Genomic DNA, 16301 nt, shown 5'->3' on the forward strand with positions numbered 1-16301 from the left:
CGGCCACTATAAGGGCGGGTTCCGGCGGCGTGCTGGCGGTTTTCGGACAGCAATGTCAGGCCAACAACAGTGTCCGAAAACCGCTAGATTTCCTTCAATGCGCAGCGCTAGCATGGCGGCATGAACCTTGACCACGACGCCTGCTACCGCGCCATCAGCGTGCGCGACGCCCGTTACGACGGCCGCTTCTTCACCGCCGTGAAGACGACGGGCATCTATTGCCGCCCCGTCTGCCCGGCGCGCACGCCGCTGTCCAAGAACGTCTCTTTCTTCGGCACCGCCGCCGCGGCGCAAGAGGCGGGCTTTCACCCCTGCCTGCGCTGCCGGCCCGAGACCGCACCCGAGCTCGGCCCCGCGCCCGACTTGCCCGACGGCGTGGCGCGCGCCTTGGGGCTGATTGAGCTGGGCGCGCTGGATGAGGCCGGCGTGGATGCGCTGGCCGCCCGACTGGGCGTGGGCGAACGCCAATTGCGCCGCCAATTTCGCCAGCATTTGGGCGCGTCCCCCGTGGCTGTGGCGCAAACCCGGCGCGTGTTGTTGGCCAAGCAGTTGATCCACGAAACGCACCTGCCCATGGCCGAAATCGCCTTCGCGTCGGGGTTTGGCAGCATCCGCCGCTTCAACGAGATCTTTCTGACTTTGTTCGACCGCACGCCGGGCGACCTGCGCCGATCCGGCAAGCCCGATGTGCCCGCCGGGCCGCGTGGCGAAATCCAGTTGCTGCTGCGCTACCGGCCGCCTTATGACTGGGAGGCCATGCTGGCGTTTTTGCGGCTGCGCGCCATTCCCGGCATTGAACGCATCGATGGCAGCCGCTATACGCGCACGATCAGTCTGGACGGCATGCAAGGCACAGTCAGCGTGCAACCCGGCACCGGCAACGCGCTGCAAGCGACCGTGCGCTTTCCGCGCCTGCATGCGCTGCCGGCCATCATCGCGCGCTTGCGCCGCGTGTTTGATCTGGGCAGCGACCCGGTCGCACTGGCCGCGCAGTTTTCGCACGACCCGGTCATGGCGGCGCTGATCGCCGCGCGCCCTGGCCTGCGCGTGCCGGGCGCGTGGGATGGCTTCGAACTCGCCATGCGCGCCGTGTTGGGCCAACAGATCACGGTGACCGCCGCGATTCGGCTGGCGGGAAAATTGGTGGCTGCACATGGCGACGCCATGGCCCAGCCGGAAGACGGTTTGACCCATGTGTTCCCCACTCCCGAGGCCGTGGCCCCGGCGGAGCTGGCTGTGCTGGGCATGCCGCGCAGCCGTGCCGCCACGTTGTCAGCGGTGGCCGCCGCCGCGGTAGCCGACCCGCATTTGTTTGACGCAGGCAGCAGCCTGGACGACGCGGTCAAACGCCTGCGCGCGATACGCGGCATTGGCGAATGGACGGCGCAATACATCGCCTTGCGCTGCCTGCGCGAGCCGGATGCGTTTCCCAGCGCCGACATCGGCCTGATCCGCGCGCTGGAGAAATTGGAATCGCGCGCGTATACGCCCGCGCAATTGCTGGCGCGTGCGGAGTCGTGGCGGCCGTGGCGTGCGTATGCTGCGCAGCATCTGTGGTCGGCGGGCTGAACGCTAACAGGGGCGGAGAGATCGGCGGCGCCATGGGCCGCGCCATGGGCCGCGCTATGGGCCGCGCTAGGGATCGCGCTAGGGATCGCTACCAGCGCGCGTCCGCGTCCTGCTGGAAGTAGTTGACGAGAAAATCCACGAAGACGCGGACCTTGGCCGACAGGTGATGCCGTTCCGGAAACACGGCATAGATATCCGCTTGCGGCAGCGCATAGTCTTCCAGCACGCGCACCAGCCGGCCGCTGCGCAGATAGCGCGCCAGGTCCCACTCGGCGCGCTGCAAGATGCCCAGCCCCGCCAGGCCCCACGTCAGCGTCACTTCACCATCGTTGCTGCTCAAGGCCCCGCGCACTTTCACGGTTTCGCTGCGGCGTCCCTTGGTGAAGCGCCACAAGCTGTAGGCGTCTTCGTTCTGCCGCAACACGATGCATTGGTGTCGCGTTAGATCATGCGGGGTGACCGGCACACCATGGGTCTTCAGATAGCTGGGGGATGCGCACACCAGACGGCGGTTCGGCGCAATCTTGCGGGCAATCAAGCGGGTGTCGGGCTGATCACCAAAGCGCACCGCCACGTCGAACGCGTCTTGCACGAAGTCCGCAGGGCTGTCAGTCAGTTGCAGTTGCAGCGAGACGTCGGGGTAAAGCTTCGCGAAGTCAGCAATCGCGGGCGCGATGTAGCTGCGGCCAAAACCCAGCGGCGCGTTGACCTTCAGCCGGCCGCGCGGGCTGTCCTGGCGGCTGGCGATAAGTTGATCAAGGTCTTCGATTTCACCCAGAATGCGGCGGGCGCTTTCCAGGTAGACCTCGCCTTCGGCAGTGAGGCTCAGCCGTCGCGTGCTGCGGTTGAACAGCCGCACGCCCAGGCGCGCTTCGATCTGCGCCAGCCGCTTGCTGACGGCTGCCGGGGTCACGTCCAGCTGGCGGGCGGCGGCGGACATGCCGCCGGCGCGCGCCAGTTCCACCACCAGTTGCAGTTCGCTGGAATGCCCCATGGCGGCGGGCCGGGGATTAGTCGCGGAAGTTTTCGAACTGCAAGGGCAGGTCGACGTCGGTCTTCTTCAACAGCGCAATGGCGGTTTGGAGATCATCGCGCTTCTTGCCGGTGATGCGCAGCTTGTCGCCGTTGATCTGCGATTCCACCTTGAGCTTGGCGTTCTTGATGGCGGCGATGAGCTTCTTGGCCACTGGCTGCTCGATGCCCTGCTTGATGGTGACCTTCTGGCGCGCGCCGCCCAGGTTTTCCAAGGGGTCGGCCACGTCCAGGCAGCGCACGTCGATGCCGCGCGCCGACAGGCGGCCGCGCAAGATGTCGAGCATCTGCTTCAATTGGAACGCGCTGGAGGCAACCTGGGTCACGACAAAACCTTCCAGTTCGAACTTGGCGTCGGTGCCTTTGAAGTCGAAGCGGGTGGCCAGTTCGCGGTTGGCTTGGTCGATGGCGTTGCTGAGTTCGTGTTTGTCGACTTCGGAGACGACGTCAAAAGTAGGCATGACACGGGTCCTGTAGGGGGATGAATGAAATAGGCGAAACCATAAGTTCGCCTATTTTACCGACCCGGCGGGCGCGTGCGGTTGCCTGCCGCGTTATGACGTCAGCACCAGCAGCCGGCCCGATTGCAGCGGATGCGGGATCACTTGCGCGTCAATGCCATAAGCCAGGTACAGATTGGCGGGCGTCAGCACCTGCTCGGGCGTGCCCAGCGCCGTGGTGGCGCCGCCGCTAAGCAGCAGCAGGCGGTCGCACCAGCGCGCGGCCAGATTCATGTCGTGCAGAATCACCAGTACGCCCGTATTGCCGGCATGCGCCAATTCCCAGGCGCGGCGCAGCAGGTCGGTCTGGTGCTTCGGGTCCAGGCTGGCGGTGGGCTCGTCCAGCAGCAGGTAGCGCGCCTCGCCCGCTTGCCGCGCGGCATGGCACTGCACCAGCACGCGCGCAAACTGCACGCGCTGCTGTTCGCCGCCCGACAATTCGGGATAGCGGCGTCCCGCCAGATGGGCGGCATCGGCCAGCGACAATGCTTGGGCGACCAACGCATCGACGGCGGCGGGCGGCAGTTCCGGAAACGGATAGGCGCCCATGGCGACCACTTCATTCACATCCAGGTCAAAGGTCAGCCCGGGCTTTTGCGGCAGCACGGCGCGCTGGCGCGCCTGCTCCCGAAACGGCATGCCGGCTAGCAGCTCGCCGCCCAGATGCACCTGCCCCGAATCGGGTGACAACTCGGCCGCCAGCGCGCTGAGCAACGTGGACTTGCCTGCGCCATTAGCGCCCAGCAAACCGACGACTTCGCCCGGGCGGACCTCAAGCGATATCTGGGTAAGAATGCGTTTGCCGCCCCGCGACAACGTCAGGTTCTGTGCGGCAAGCATCAGCCTATCCTCCGGCCCCGGGCCAGCAGCCACAGAAAAAATGGGCCACCCACCAAGCCCGTCACCAAACCAATCGGCAATTCAGCTGGCACGACGACGGTACGCGCCGCCCAATCCGCCAGCACCAGCGCCAAACCGCCCGCAATGACGGTGGCCGGCAACAGCCAGCGGTGGTTCGCGCCCAGCGTCATGCGCACCAGATGCGGCACCACCAGCCCGACGAAGACGATGGTGCCCGTTGCTGCGACCAGCGGCCCGACAATCAGCGCGCTGGCCAGCACGAGCCGCGCCCGCACGCGCGCAAGCGAATAGCCCAGATGCTGGGCCTCGCGGTCACCCAGCAGCAAGGCGTTCATGACGCGCCACTGGCTGATCAGCCAGGCGCTCATCAGCAATACCCAAGGGCCAAGAAACGCCAGCATTTTCCAGTTTGCGCCGCCCAGGCTGCCCATGTTCCAGAAGGTCAGGTCGCGCAGCTGTGCATCGGTGGCCACAAAGGTGAACAGGCCGATCAGGCTGAACGACATCGCCGTGATGGCCACGCCGGCCAGCAGCAACCCGGCCACGCCTGGCACGCGCCGGCCCACGGCGTAGGCGCACATCGTCGCAATCAGACTGCCGGCAAAGGCAGATGGCGCCGTGATCCAGAAGCCGCCCGAAGTCAGCACAATGGCGGCCACCGCCCCCAGCGCGCCGCCCGCCGAAATACCGATCAAGCCGGGTTCGGCCAGCGGGTTGCGAAACAGCGCCTGCATGGCCGCGCCCGATATCGCCAGCCCCGCCCCCGTCACCACGGCGAACAGCACGCGTGGCAGACGGATGTCGATTAGCACGTTGCGCCATAGCGCGTTGTCGGGCGTGGGCGCGCCCCACAACAGCGACGGCAGTTCGCGCAACGGAATGCTGACCGCGCCGCTGGCGGTGGCGGCCAACATCGCCAGCGCCAACGCCGCCGTCAACAGCCCCAATGCCAAGGGCGCGCTAACGCGCCATGACATTCGCGACCTCCTGCTTAAGCTGGGTCAGCGCCAACGGCAGGCGCGGCCCCATGCCCAGAATCAGCAGGTCATCCATGACCACCACGCGGCGCTTGGCCGCCGCCTGCGTCGAGGCGATGCCGGGCAGGCTGAGGAATTTCTCCATGCCGCCGCCCGCCTCCAAGGACGCCTGCGTCACCACGATCAGGTCGGGCGCCAGCGCGCCCATGGCCTCGGCTGACAAGGGCTTGTAGCCCTGCTGGTCGTGCAACACGTTATCCAAGCCCGCCAACTGCATGACTTCGTTGGCGGCTGTGTCGCGGCCCGCGCCTTGCGGCGAGCCCGTGCGGTTGATCAGCAACAGCGCCCGCGCGCGCGTCGCCGGAATGGCCTCGGCGCGCGCGAGTTCTTGCGTCACGTCTTCGACCATGCGCTCGCCGGCCGCCGCCACGCCCAATGCGCCGGCAATGGCGCGGATGCGCGACTTCAGGGAATCCACCGATGGCGCGTCCGACACCGTGACAACGCGCACGCCCACGCCCGCCAGCCGCTTGAGCGCCTCGGGCGGGCCGGCCTGCTCTGACGCCAGCACCAGATCTGGCTTAAGCGACAACACGCCTTCGACCGGCACGGCGCGGTAGTAACCCACGCGTGGCAGCTTGGTGGCGGCTTCGGGGTACAGGCTGGACTGATCATCCCCCACCAGCCTGTCGCCCTGCCCCAAGCCATAGACGATTTCCGTCACGCTGCCGCCCAGCGTCACCACCCGGCTGGGTTCGGCGGCGTGCACACTTGCCGCCATCGCCCAGCCCAACGCAATTGCCAACCATTTTTTCATCGCAGATTCCCGAAGATTTCTCAGGCCGCCAGCGGCGCGTCGCACAAGCTGACCATCAGCTCGCGCCAACCGGCAAGCTCCGGCTTGCCCGGTTTGCGCTCGCCGAAGAACTGCACGATCAGGTCGCCGTTGGCCGCGTAGACCTCAAGCGACGTCACCCAGCCATCAGACGTGGGCTTGTTCACCACCCAGGCCGAGGCGATGGCGGTGGTGTCCAGGTGCAGGTTGAACTTCGGGTCGAGCACGTTGAACCAAGGGCCGGTGCGGCGCAACTGCTCAACGGGGCCGGTGTGAATCTGGATCATGCCGCGGTTGCCCACGAAGCACATGATGGACAGGCCCGACTCCGCCGCCGATTGCAGCATGCGTTCGACGGCCTCCGCCGGCACCGGCTGCGCCAGGTCTTCACCGGCCGCAGCCAGCGCCGCCAGGCGCGACACCTTGAACTTGCGCAGCAGCGGGAAGAATTCGTGCGTGTCCTTCATACCGAGCCACGCCTCGCGCCATGCTGCGGCGTCGCCGACGTGGTCGGCGTCGGTGGCGGGGGCATACGCGGTGGTCTCGGGCCATTGCGCGTCGCCCGCAAACTTTGCGACCAGCGCATCGTAGGCGGCCGCATCGGTGGCGTCGGTGCGGTAGACCTTGTGCACGGCCACGCCCGCGGCATCAAAGAATTGCAGGCTGTGGCGGCCGTCTTGCTCAACCGCCCACGCTGATTTCCACGCGGTGAAGAACACGCGCAGATCAATGTCGGGCCCCAACACAATGCCCACCGGGCCGTCGGCCTGGATGTCCAGGTAAGCGCCATGGCGCTCGTGCACGCACCAGTCGTTGCGCGTCAACGCCATCACTTCGCCCAACGTGCCCAGCTCGCGGAAAATTTCTTGCGGCGTGCCATGCAGCGCCGTGGACTTCACACCGGCACAGCCCGCGGCAATCCACTCCGCTTCGGACACGCCCAGCGCCTGCGCCAGATTGCGCGCACGCAGATTCGGTTGCGTCGCGGCCAGCGCGTCGTTGCGGGTGCGCAGGGCTTCAGCGCGGCTGTTGAAATCAAGATTTGTCATCGTAGGCCTCCGGCCAATGGGTTCTTCAGTGAAGCCGCCGCCGGCCCCGGAACCTCTCCGGGCGGCGGCGGCGCGAGATCAATACTGGTAGGTCAGCGACACGCGCACGCTGCGCCCCGGCTCGGTGTACCAATCCACCGTGCGCGGCAGCGCGATCGAGCCTGCGGTCGGCACGTTGATGGCCTCCCAGTACTTCTTGTCGAACAGGTTGAACACGCCAGCCTGCACTTGCAGCCCCTTCACCGCGGCGGGGCGCCAATAGCCCATCACGTCCACGACACCATAGCCCGGCGCCTGGAAGTCGGCATAGCCGGCGGCCGGCGGGCCATCGGGGTATTCAACCTTGTCACGCTTCAAGGCGGTAGTGAGCATGGCGTCCACGCCCCACACATCGCGGCTGTAACCCACGCCCAGCACGGCTTTCAGCGGCGCCACCGAATTCAGGTATTGCCCGGTGTTTTCATCTTTGCCCACGGCCCATGCCAGCGAGCCCCACGTGCGCCAACCCGGCGAGAACTTCCAGTGTGCGCTGGCTTCGGCGCCATAGATGCGGACCTTGGCGCGGTTCACGTTGCCGGTAATGCCCAACGGATATTGCCCCGCCCAACCGGGCTGCCACTGCGGCGAATTGGCGTCCAGCGGTTGATTGCTATCGATAAAGTTCTGATAACGATTATCAAACAACGATACCGCAGCACCCAGGTCGTCGGAACCGATCTTGGCACCCAATTCCCAGCCCTTGCTGGTTTCCGGCTTCAGGTAGGGATTGCCCACGCGCAGATAGGTGCCTGGGCCGCCGTAGTTGGTGTAGAGCTGGCTGGCGCTGGGGGCCTTGAAGCCATAGGCGTACTGGGCGTAGACGCTCAGTGATTCCATGGCCTTCCACGTGCCAAGCAGCTTGGGCGAGAAGCGGCTGCCGCTGTTGGACGGCGGCAAGGCGCCTGCGTTGGGATTGCTTTCGTAGCTGGCGGTGGACTGCGGCTTTTGCTCGTAGTGGTCGTAGCGCAGCGCCGGCGTCAGCGTGTAGCGGCCGTCGGCAAAACTGAATTCGTCTTGCACCCACAACGCCCATTGGTTGCCCTTGGACTCTGGTACGTCAGCCTGGTTGGTGTGCAGCATGTCGCACGAGCGCGGGCCAAACGGCGCGGGCAAACCCGGGCGTATGGCAGGGCAGTTGTCATAGCCGGTGGAGTTCTGCTCGGTCTTGTTGCCGTACCACTCGCCGCCCACCGTCCACAACTGCGACACGGACTCGCCACCCAGCCGCTTGGTCAGTTCGCCGTTTACGCCGAACAAGGTCTGTTGGATGGAGTTGCTGCGGCCATACGGGCCGCTTGGGAAGCCGTATCGGAACGGATCGCCCGGGATGATGCCCGCGCGCGAATCCACGCTGCGCACGCCATCCAGCGCGTTGTCCAGCCGCAGCCGCGTCCAATAGACGACGGCGGTGGCAGTGTCGATCAGGCCGCCTTCGCTGGGCGCCTTGTACGAATAGTCGAACGACACGCGCTCGCGCTCGGTTTCTTTCTTCGTGCTGTTTTCGCCGTACAGGTAGGACGTGCCAGCACCCTGTTCGTACATGTTGTCGATGTCGGCGCGGCGCTTGAAGTATTCGCCCGTCAGGCCAAAGCGGTGGCCGCCGTCGGCGCGCTGCTGCAACTTCAACAGGAAGCTTTGCTGGTCGTAGTCTTCGGGGCTGGGCTGGCTGCGCTTGGGGCCATAGCCGCCCACGTCGCCACGGTTGTCCAGGTCGTGCCCGTTGCGCACGCCCGCTTGCACCAGCCAGAACGTATTGCTGTGAATCTGGCCCGCCAGCGCTGCGTTCGCGCCCCAGCTGGCGTCGGCGGAATCGTAGTCGGTCTTGGCGAGTGCGCCGAACGTCTTGCCGTCGGTCAGCAGGTCGGACGGGTCCAGCGTATACAGGTCGGCAATGCCCGAGATGGCGCCGGAGCCGCCGCCCGTCGCATCCGCGCCGCGCACGATGTCCAGCCGCGACAGGCTGTTGAAGTCCACGGATTCCAGGCCGCCCTTCACGCCGCGCGCGCCGTCATCCAGCCACGGCAGGCGGATGCCATCCACGCGGGTCAGCACGCGGTCTTGATCCAGGCCGCGGATGTTGATGCTGTTGTTTGACCGGTTGAAGCTCACGCCGGGTTCGGCGCGCTTGCCCAGATCGCTCCAGTTGCGGATTTGCAGATCGTCCAAGCGCTTGCGGTCGGTGCTGGTTTCCCAAGCGGGCGTCACGACAGCGCCTTCGCCTTCCACTTTCACCGGCGCCAGCTGCGTCACGCCCGGCTGCGGCGCGGCTTGCAGAACGAACACGCCGGCGCTGCGCTGTTGCACCGCCAGGCCGCTGCCATCGAGCAAGCGCGTAAAGCCCTCGCCCACCGAGTACGTGCCATCCAGCCCCGCCGTGCGGCGCTGGCCCACCAGCCGGGCGTCGAACAGAATCGTCACGCCCGCGCTGTCGGCAAAGCGCGGCAGGGCTTCCGCCAGCGTGCCGGCCGGAATGCGATAGCTGCGCGCCGCGCCCTGGCTGACCGATAGTGCGCTGGGCGAAGCCTGCGCCTGCGCCACCGCAAGCGGCAGCATCGCGGCGGAGACGGCGGCAAGCGCCAGCGCGGCATGCACCGCGCCGCTCAGGCGGGTCAAGCGCGGCTGCGCGTCCGGGGAGGTTCGGGAGCCGCTTGCGCGGCCGGCGGGGAGATAAGCCATGGTCGTCCTTTCGATCCAACGGGTATCGGCATTCGTTTGCCTATACAGACCATGACCCTCGTGATTCTCGAATCGGACAGCTTCGATGCAGGTTTTTTGTAACGGCGAAAAAATCATGCCGCTGACGTGCGCGGCCCGATGGTGACCCAGTACGGCGTGCGGGTGCGCACTTGCACCGGCAAGGTGGCGGGCAAGGCCGCCAGCACCGCGTCGGTATCGCTTAGCTGGAATGCGCCCGAGATGCGCAGGTGCGCAATCTCGGGGTCGCAGCGCAGGACGCCCGGGCGATAACGCCCAAGCTCAGACGCGAACGCATCCAGGCGGAGTTGATTGGCGTAGAGCACCCCGCGCATCCAGTCGCTGGCGTGCGGGTCAGCGGGCGCCGCGTCCGAGACACCGGCCTTGGTCAAACTGCCCTGCTCGCCCGCCGACAGGCTCAGCATGCGCCCGGGGTGCGCGCCGCTTGCAAGGCGAACCTGCCCTTCTTGGACGCTGACGTGGCATTGCCCACCCATTTGCCGGACGCAGAAACGCGACGGCGGGGCTTCAATGTCGCCCAGGCTCGTGCGCACGACGAAGGGCCGCGGATGCAGCGATGCCTCGGCCACGGCGTGGACGGCGATCTCACCCGAGCGCAGGCGCACCAGCCGCGTCGTCGCGTCAAACGCCACATCCACCGCGCTGCCGGTATTCAGGTGCAAAGACGATCCATCGGCCAGCATCACGTCGCGCCGTTCGCCGGCCGCGCTGCGATAGTCGGCCGTCCAGTTCAACGGGTCTGCGCGCCAGGCGGCCCAGCCCACCGGGCCTGCCACCACCAGCGCCACCAACGCCTTCAAGGCCGCGCGGCGCTGCGTCAGTTCGGGCCGGTTCAGCGTCGCCATGCCAAGCGCCGTGGGGATCAGGCCGAAGCGTTCATTCACGCGTTGCGCGCGCTGCCAGGCGGTTTCGTGTTCGGCCTTGCTGGCGCGCCATTGGTCGCAGGCATGCACGTCGGCATCGGTTGCGCGGCCGGAACTCAGCCGCAACAGCCAACGCGCGGCAACGCGCGCCACATTGCGTTCAACGGCGGGCAGCTCGCCCGTCTGCGTGCTCACGTCACCGCCATGATGCATTGCTCGAACCCCCGGGCGATGTAGCGGTGCACCGACCGCAACGACACGTTCAGCCGCTGCGCGATTTCGCCATGGCTCAGGCCTTCCAGCTGCGCCATCAGAAACGCCTGACGCGCGGGCAAGGTCAAGCCCGCCAGCATTTCGTCGATTTCCTGCAAGGTTTCCAGAATGATCAGCCGTTGCTCGGCCGACGGCGCCACCGCTTCGGGCATCAGCGCCAGCGCTTCCAGATACGCGTTTTCGACCGACCGGCGGCGATGGTGATTCATCAGCAGCCGCTTGGCGATCGTTGTCAGGTAGGCGCGCGGTTCACGCAGCGCGTCCAGCTCGTGGCGATGGCGCAGCACCCGCACGAACGTGTCCTGGGCCAGGTCCGCCGCGTCGAAGGTGTTGCCGAGTTTGGCGCGCAACCAGTTATGAAGCCACCCATGGTGGCTTCGGTACAAAAGTTGCACGGTGTCGCCTGAAGCGAGCACAGGGTTAGACACGACAGGCTCCCGGAACGCAAAAATACAAATAGCAATCAATCTCATTCTAAATGCAAAACCATGATTCTGGTCAAGTCCGCGCGGGATCGTGTTGCGGCGATATCATGGGGACAGACCGGCCGCAATCCGCGGCCATTCACTACCCGGACCTCGCCATGTTCTATAGCGTCTTGAAATTCATCCATGTGATCGCCGTGATCCTGTGGGTTGGCGGCATGCTGTTCGCGCACTGTTTCCTGCGGCCGGCGGCCGCGAAGTTGGAACCGCCCGTGCGCTTGAAGCTGATGGCGTCCGTGCTTGGCCCCTTTCTTAACGCCGTGCTGGTGGCCATCGTGCTGATCCTGCTGACCGGCATGTCGATGATCGGCCAAGCAGGCAGCATGGCCACACAATCTGGCGGCACGTTCTTCATGCCGCGCAGCTGGACGCTGATGGCCGGTGGCGGCATCGTGATGATGGTGATCTTCGGCCACATCCGCTTTGCGCTGTACAAGCGCCTGGCCGCCGCGGTGGCCGCGTCTGATTGGCCCAAAGGCGGCCAGGCCATGGCCGGCATCCGCCGCTGGGTGGGCGTGAACCTGATCCTGGGCATCGCCATCGTGGCGATCGCCTTCCTGGCCTAGCCGGATACCAGCCGCGCCGGCCAGCTATCGGCCAAGTGGCGGCTGGTATCGGAATTCTTTTGACTGGTGCAATACCCCGTACATCCGCGGCACCCACACTGCGGATGACTCTCGCGGGTCACGTCAACAACGATAAGGGATTCCCCATGATCAAACGTGCATTGCACCTGGCCGCCCTCGGCCTGTTCGCCACCTCGTTCGCCGCCCACGCCGCCGCGCCTATCGACAACAGCGCCCTGGAAAAACCCGAGTTCCGCGCCCACAAGGCGACCTATGGCGTGGTCTACCGCCTGCCGCAAGACGTCAACGCCGTGCTGGACGCCAAGATCAACGGCACGCTCAAGCAAGACCTGTTGGCGCTGGGCCTGAAGACCGAGGCCGAAACGCCCAACATGCCGCACGTGACCGTGATGCACCTGCACAGCGCCGACCCGGAAACGCCCGCCCGCATGCTGAAGGCGCTGCCCAAGCCGCCCGCCCCGTTGCAGGTGACGCTGAAAACCTTCTACCCGACCGAAGCCGCCAAGGGCGCGGGCCATCCGTGGTGGCTGGACCTGGGCGTCGTCAAAAGCGGCCAGGGTTTTGAAGACATGATGCGCTACAACACCGTGACCACCGCGGCGCTGGCCCCCTTGCGCGACGGCCCTCTGCCGCGCGTGACCGGCCCCGTCTACGCCAAGATGAGCGACGCGGGCAAGGACCTGGTCAAGACGATGGGTGTCAGCGGCGTGAACATCATGCAGGACGGCAAAGAGGTGCGCGCCCACAACCCGCACACCACGCTCGTCTACAGCATGGCGATGTACGACACCCGCCTGCAAGACGCCATGAAGCAGGAGTCCGACAAGTTCAACGCCGTGCTGCCTGAAGGCATCAACACCACCTTCAAGGACGTGTCCATCGTCGAGATCGGCTTTGCCGGCAACGTGGTGCGTGAGATCTACCGCGTCAGCCTGGAAGACGGCTCGGCCATTGATGTGGCCACCGGCAAGAAGGTCGGCGGCTAACGTCCCCGGGCGCGGGCGAGGCGTACGGCTTCCCGTCAGCTGCCACTTTATGGCAGCATTGCGCGAATCCTCTCTCTGACTGCACGGGCGCTGTCCGCCCGCCCCGCCCCATGTCCCGCACTGAACGTCTCCTGGACTTGCTCCAGACCTTGCGCCGCCACCGCCTGCCCGTCAGCGGGCAGCGGCTGGCGACGGAAATGGGGATCAGCCTGCGCACCCTGTATCGCGACATTGCCACGCTGCAATGCCAGGGCGCTGAAATCGAGGGCGAGCCGGGCGTGGGCTATGTGCTGCGGCCCGGCTTCATGCTGCCGCCGCTGATGTTCAGCACGGAAGAGATCGAAGCGCTGGTGCTGGGCACGCGCTGGGTGGCGGGCCGCACGGACGAACGGCTGGGGCTGGCGGCGCGCAATGCGCTGGCGAAGATTGGCGCCGTACTGCCGCAAGAGCTGCGCGACGAGCTGGACGCCATTCCCTTGCTGGTGGCCCCTAGCCCCTATGCAGTGATCGACCGGGTCGATGTGGCGCTAATCCGTCAGGCGATTCGCTCGGAGCTCAAGCTTGAAATCAATTATCGCGATGACAAGGGCGCGGAATCCGCGCGCGTGATCTGGCCGTTTGCGCTGGGGTTTTTCGATAGCGTGCGCATCGTCATGGCCTGGTGTGAACTACGCGGCGACTTCCGCCATTTCCGCACCGACCGCATCGCATCCCTTGCCGCCAGCGAGCGCTATCCGCGGCGCCGCCACCAGTTGTTGAAAGAGTGGCGCGCGATCAATCACGAGCCCAAGAAATGCTGATGCACACTACTGCCAAAAACTGACAGTACCCCTGCCTACCATGAGCGCATTACCCACCAGGAGCGCATCATGTCCGAATCGAACTACGTCCTTTTTTACGTCGAAAAGCCCCAAGCCAGCGCGGCGTTCTACAGTGCGTTGCTGCAACGCCAGCCGGTTGAAAACTCGCCCACGTTTGCCCTCTTTGTGCTGGACTCCGGGCTGAAGCTGGGCTTGTGGTCACGCTACACGGTGGAGCCGGCGGCGGCCGGTCGCGGCGGCGCATCCGAACTGGCGTTCTCGGTTGCCGATGCCGACTCCGTCAACCAGCGTCATCTGGAATGGAGCCTGCGCGGGCTGCCCATTCTGCAAGCGCCCACCGATATGGATTTCGGCCGCACCTTTGTGGCGCTGGACCCGGACGGGCATCGGCTGCGTGTGTTCTCGCCGGCCCCGGCCAATGCCCCCGCAGAACCCAACGAACGCGCCGCAGCCGCCTACGCCGCGTAACGCCAACGCGGGCTTGTCCCATGGCGCACGAGCCCGCGCGTTCGATCAAGCCGCTGCTGAAAACAAGTCCGTCATGAACTGCGTGGACTTGATGCCGGTGCCGGTCAGCAACACCACCGTGCGTTCGCGGGCTTGAATGGCGCCGCGTGCTTGCAGCACGTCCAGGGCCGCGGCGGCCGTGGCGCTGGTGGGCTCTGCATACAGGCCCGAGAGCGCCAGCTTTTTCACGGCGGCCACGATATCGGCTTCCGGCACCGCCACCGTCTGGCCGCCACTGGCGCGCACCGCCTGCAATACCTCGCGCAAGCGCACGGGATGCTTGATGGCCGTGCCTTCCGCCACCGTCGGCAAGACCTCGCGTGGCACCGCGCCGTCTGCGCCCGCCTGAAAACTGGCGTCCACCGGCGAACAGTTCAACGGCTGCGCCACGAACAGCTTGGGCAGGCGGCGGATTTGCCCGGCCGCCAGCAGCTCGGCGAAACCGATGGCGCAGCCCAGCACATTACTGCCCGCGCCCGCCGGGATGACCACGTTGTCAGGCGCCTCGAAGCCGAAGTCTTCCCACATCTCGTAGGCGATCGACTTGGTGCCTTGCAGGAAAAATGGCTGCCAGTTGTGGCTGGCGTAGAAGATAGCTTGCGACGCGCGTATGGCTTCGGTCTGCGAGTTTTCGCGCGGGCCTTCGATCAGGCGCACGTCGGCCCCGAACGCGCGTATCTGCGCCACCTTTGCCTGCGACGTATAGGCCGGCGCAAAAATGGTGACGCCCATGCCCGCCGCCGCGCCAAACGCCGCAATGGCGGCCCCGCCGTTGCCCGAGCTGTCTTCCGCCACGGCGTGGATGCCAATCTGCCGCAACCACGACAGCATCACCGCCGCGCCACGGTCCTTGAAGCTGCACGTCGGGTTGAACCATTCCAGTTTGAAATGGGGCCGCAGGCCGCCCCAGGCGCGCTCGACCATCGGCGTGCAGCCTTCCCCCATCGACACGGGCTGCGCGATATCGGCGGGCAAGGCCGCGCGATATCGCCAGATAGAACGTTCGCGCGTATCGATGTCATCGCGCGAAATACCCGGCAGCGGCGACATCATCAACGGCGTTTGCGCGTCGGAACACCAACGCGCATCGGTAATGGGATATTGGCCGCCGGTCAGCGGGTCAACGTAGCAAGGCTGGGACATGATGAAGGCAACGGGGAACGGGAAAGCGCCAGTCTAGGGTGAACGGCCGCCATGGCGTTGCAATATCATGTTGCGATAAACGCAATGGAAAACTCGAACGGAGAACCCGCATGGAACGAGGCGCGCTATGGGAATACCAGGTGTTTTGCGCCGTGGCCGAACGCCAGAGCTTTGTCGTGGCGGCGCGCGCGTTGGGCGCGTCACCCAGCGCCGTGACCCGCGCGGTGCAGGCGCTGGAACGCCAGGTGGGCGCACAGCTGCTATTGCGCAGCAAGAGCAGCGTGGTACTGACCCCGCAAGGCGAAAGCTATTTTCAGTCTGCGCGTGAGCTGCTGCGCCTGGAGGCGCAGGCGCGCGATGATTTGCAGGACGCGCAAGGCGGCGTGCAAGGCCGGCTGCGTTTTTCAGCGCCCGACCTGCTGGGCGTTGCCCTGCTGCCCGCCGTGTTGCGCCGCTATGCGGACGCGCACCCCGGCGTCAGCATGGACATTGTCTATACCGACAAGGGCATCGACCCCATCGCCGAAGGCCTGGACTTTGCCATACGCGGCGGCTTCCCGGCTTCCAGCGAGCTGCTGGGCGCGCGGCTTTGGCCGTATGAGCGGCTGCTGTGCGCCAGCCCCGACTACGTGCAACGCATGGGCTTGCCGCGTGAACCCGAAGAGCTGAAGCAGCATCGGTTGGTGATGCATACCGGGCCGCGCGTGCTGAAGGACTGGCATTTGCGGCAAGACAAACGCATCGTCCGCCTGCATGCCGAGCCCGCGGTGCGCGCCAGCAGCGGCAGCGGCGTGATGGCGATGGTGCTGCAAGGCATGGGCATTGCGCGGCTGGCGGATTGGGCGGCGCAACCAGAGATTGACCGCGGCGCGCTGGTGCGCGTGTGTCCGGCCTACACCGTGACGTCCGCGCAAGGCGCCGCGCCGCAGATGCATGCCGTGTACGGGTCACGCTCGCTGCCGGCGCGCGCCCGCGCAATGCTGGCGGCCATTCGGCAAAGCATAAGCGGGCCGGGGCGCTAAGCCCCGGCCCGCTCGTTGTGCTATCGAACTTGCTGTC

General features: G+C 66.1%; 16 protein-coding genes. 6 read left to right on the top strand and 10 right to left on the bottom strand.

All coding sequences use genetic code 11. The features are described from left to right. The first annotated feature begins 120 nt into the window (after nucleotides 1–120). Entirely contained in the window at nucleotides 121–1569 is a 1449-nt protein-coding gene (locus tag AC1DSJ_RS25020) for an AlkA N-terminal domain-containing protein (RefSeq protein WP_054422623.1), read from the top strand. 88 nt (nucleotides 1570–1657) lie between these two features. On the opposite strand, the gene AC1DSJ_RS25025 is transcribed toward AC1DSJ_RS25020, so the two are convergent. The 9 genes from AC1DSJ_RS25025 to AC1DSJ_RS25065 all read right to left on the bottom strand — a co-directional run bounded on the left by AC1DSJ_RS25025 (nucleotide 1658) and on the right by AC1DSJ_RS25065 (nucleotide 11141). Beyond that, nucleotides 1658–2563: a LysR family transcriptional regulator gene (locus tag AC1DSJ_RS25025; protein WP_054422624.1), complete on the bottom strand. Its 906-nt coding sequence runs from the start codon at nucleotides 2561–2563 to the stop codon at nucleotides 1658–1660. A 16-nt stretch (nucleotides 2564–2579) separates the two neighbouring features. Continuing rightward, nucleotides 2580–3062 carry a YajQ family cyclic di-GMP-binding protein gene (locus AC1DSJ_RS25030; RefSeq protein WP_054422625.1) on the bottom strand — a complete coding sequence of 161 codons (483 nt, stop codon included), beginning with the start codon at nucleotides 3060–3062 and terminating at the stop codon, nucleotides 2580–2582. Between the two features lie 93 nt (nucleotides 3063–3155). Continuing rightward, on the bottom strand, nucleotides 3156–3944 hold the full coding sequence (locus AC1DSJ_RS25035) for a heme ABC transporter ATP-binding protein (RefSeq protein ID WP_346551762.1): 789 nt from the start codon (nucleotides 3942–3944) through the stop codon (nucleotides 3156–3158). Further along, entirely contained in the window at nucleotides 3941–4939 is a 999-nt protein-coding gene (locus AC1DSJ_RS25040; RefSeq protein WP_346551124.1) for a FecCD family ABC transporter permease, read from the bottom strand. Before AC1DSJ_RS25040 ends, AC1DSJ_RS25035 begins: the two co-directional genes overlap by 4 nt. Next, on the bottom strand, nucleotides 4923–5756 hold the full coding sequence (locus tag AC1DSJ_RS25045; RefSeq protein ID WP_054422627.1) for a heme/hemin ABC transporter substrate-binding protein: 834 nt from the start codon (nucleotides 5754–5756) through the stop codon (nucleotides 4923–4925). Before AC1DSJ_RS25045 ends, AC1DSJ_RS25040 begins: the two co-directional genes overlap by 17 nt. Nucleotides 5757–5776: 20 nt before the next feature. Next, on the bottom strand, nucleotides 5777–6823 hold the full coding sequence (locus AC1DSJ_RS25050; protein WP_441372354.1) for a hemin-degrading factor: 1047 nt from the start codon (nucleotides 6821–6823) through the stop codon (nucleotides 5777–5779). 78 nt (nucleotides 6824–6901) lie between these two features. Continuing rightward, nucleotides 6902–9538, bottom strand: coding sequence for a TonB-dependent receptor (locus AC1DSJ_RS25055; protein ID WP_441372355.1), 2637 nt, complete (start codon nucleotides 9536–9538; stop codon nucleotides 6902–6904). Between the two features lie 113 nt (nucleotides 9539–9651). After that, on the bottom strand, nucleotides 9652–10635 hold the full coding sequence (locus AC1DSJ_RS25060; RefSeq protein ID WP_441372356.1) for a FecR domain-containing protein: 984 nt from the start codon (nucleotides 10633–10635) through the stop codon (nucleotides 9652–9654). Next, a complete protein-coding gene (locus AC1DSJ_RS25065; protein ID WP_054422631.1) occupies nucleotides 10632–11141 on the bottom strand; it encodes a sigma-70 family RNA polymerase sigma factor in 510 nt (169 codons plus the stop codon). The genes AC1DSJ_RS25060 and AC1DSJ_RS25065 overlap by 4 nt, the downstream gene beginning before the upstream one ends. Before the next feature lie 155 nt (nucleotides 11142–11296). Here AC1DSJ_RS25065 and AC1DSJ_RS25070 point away from each other — a divergent pair, with 155 nt between their 5' ends. The 4 genes from AC1DSJ_RS25070 to AC1DSJ_RS25085 all read left to right on the top strand — a co-directional run bounded on the left by AC1DSJ_RS25070 (nucleotide 11297) and on the right by AC1DSJ_RS25085 (nucleotide 14060). Continuing rightward, nucleotides 11297–11764 carry a CopD family protein gene (locus AC1DSJ_RS25070; RefSeq protein WP_054423300.1) on the top strand — a complete coding sequence of 156 codons (468 nt, stop codon included), beginning with the start codon at nucleotides 11297–11299 and terminating at the stop codon, nucleotides 11762–11764. A gap of 146 nt (nucleotides 11765–11910) precedes the next feature. Then, the gene (locus AC1DSJ_RS25075; protein WP_175170072.1) at nucleotides 11911–12771 is read left to right on the top strand and encodes a hypothetical protein; all 861 of its coding nucleotides are present in this window, start codon (nucleotides 11911–11913) and stop codon (nucleotides 12769–12771) included. 110 nt (nucleotides 12772–12881) lie between these two features. Next, the gene (locus tag AC1DSJ_RS25080; protein WP_054422633.1) at nucleotides 12882–13571 is read left to right on the top strand and encodes a helix-turn-helix transcriptional regulator; all 690 of its coding nucleotides are present in this window, start codon (nucleotides 12882–12884) and stop codon (nucleotides 13569–13571) included. A gap of 69 nt (nucleotides 13572–13640) precedes the next feature. After that, nucleotides 13641–14060 (top strand): VOC family protein, encoded by a 420-nt coding sequence (locus AC1DSJ_RS25085; protein ID WP_054422634.1) that lies wholly within the window; start codon nucleotides 13641–13643, stop codon nucleotides 14058–14060. A 45-nt stretch (nucleotides 14061–14105) separates the two neighbouring features. Here AC1DSJ_RS25085 and AC1DSJ_RS25090 read toward each other — a convergent pair whose 3' ends face one another. Further along, on the bottom strand, nucleotides 14106–15242 hold the full coding sequence (locus AC1DSJ_RS25090; protein WP_346551136.1) for a threonine synthase: 1137 nt from the start codon (nucleotides 15240–15242) through the stop codon (nucleotides 14106–14108). Nucleotides 15243–15352: 110 nt separating this feature from the next. On the opposite strand from AC1DSJ_RS25090, the gene AC1DSJ_RS25095 reads away from it, so the two are divergent. Continuing rightward, nucleotides 15353–16264, top strand: coding sequence for a LysR family transcriptional regulator (locus tag AC1DSJ_RS25095; RefSeq protein ID WP_175170074.1), 912 nt, complete (start codon nucleotides 15353–15355; stop codon nucleotides 16262–16264). Nucleotides 16265–16301: the final 37 nt, after the last annotated feature.

This window comes from Achromobacter sp. 01N37, assembly GCF_056399725.1.

Bases quoted from the DNA above. Each gene is read 5' to 3' on its own strand.
- AC1DSJ_RS25075 (WP_175170072.1), top strand. From the start codon at position 11,911: ATGATCAAACGTGCATTGCACCTGGCCGCCCTCGGCCTGTTCGCCACC.
- AC1DSJ_RS25080 (WP_054422633.1), top strand. From the start codon at position 12,882: ATGTCCCGCACTGAACGTCTCCTGGACTTGCTCCAGACCTTGCGCCGC.
- AC1DSJ_RS25040 (WP_346551124.1), bottom strand. From the start codon at position 4,939: ATGTCATGGCGCGTTAGCGCGCCCTTGGCATTGGGGCTGTTGACGGCG.
- AC1DSJ_RS25025 (WP_054422624.1), bottom strand. From the start codon at position 2,563: ATGGGGCATTCCAGCGAACTGCAACTGGTGGTGGAACTGGCGCGCGCC.
- AC1DSJ_RS25085 (WP_054422634.1), top strand. From the start codon at position 13,641: ATGTCCGAATCGAACTACGTCCTTTTTTACGTCGAAAAGCCCCAAGCC.
- AC1DSJ_RS25045 (WP_054422627.1), bottom strand. From the start codon at position 5,756: ATGAAAAAATGGTTGGCAATTGCGTTGGGCTGGGCGATGGCGGCAAGT.
- AC1DSJ_RS25090 (WP_346551136.1), bottom strand. From the start codon at position 15,242: ATGTCCCAGCCTTGCTACGTTGACCCGCTGACCGGCGGCCAATATCCC.
- AC1DSJ_RS25070 (WP_054423300.1), top strand. From the start codon at position 11,297: ATGTTCTATAGCGTCTTGAAATTCATCCATGTGATCGCCGTGATCCTG.
- AC1DSJ_RS25095 (WP_175170074.1), top strand. From the start codon at position 15,353: ATGGAACGAGGCGCGCTATGGGAATACCAGGTGTTTTGCGCCGTGGCC.
- AC1DSJ_RS25050 (WP_441372354.1), bottom strand. From the start codon at position 6,823: ATGACAAATCTTGATTTCAACAGCCGCGCTGAAGCCCTGCGCACCCGC.
- AC1DSJ_RS25020 (WP_054422623.1), top strand. From the start codon at position 121: ATGAACCTTGACCACGACGCCTGCTACCGCGCCATCAGCGTGCGCGAC.
- AC1DSJ_RS25030 (WP_054422625.1), bottom strand. From the start codon at position 3,062: ATGCCTACTTTTGACGTCGTCTCCGAAGTCGACAAACACGAACTCAGC.
- AC1DSJ_RS25055 (WP_441372355.1), bottom strand. From the start codon at position 9,538: ATGGCTTATCTCCCCGCCGGCCGCGCAAGCGGCTCCCGAACCTCCCCG.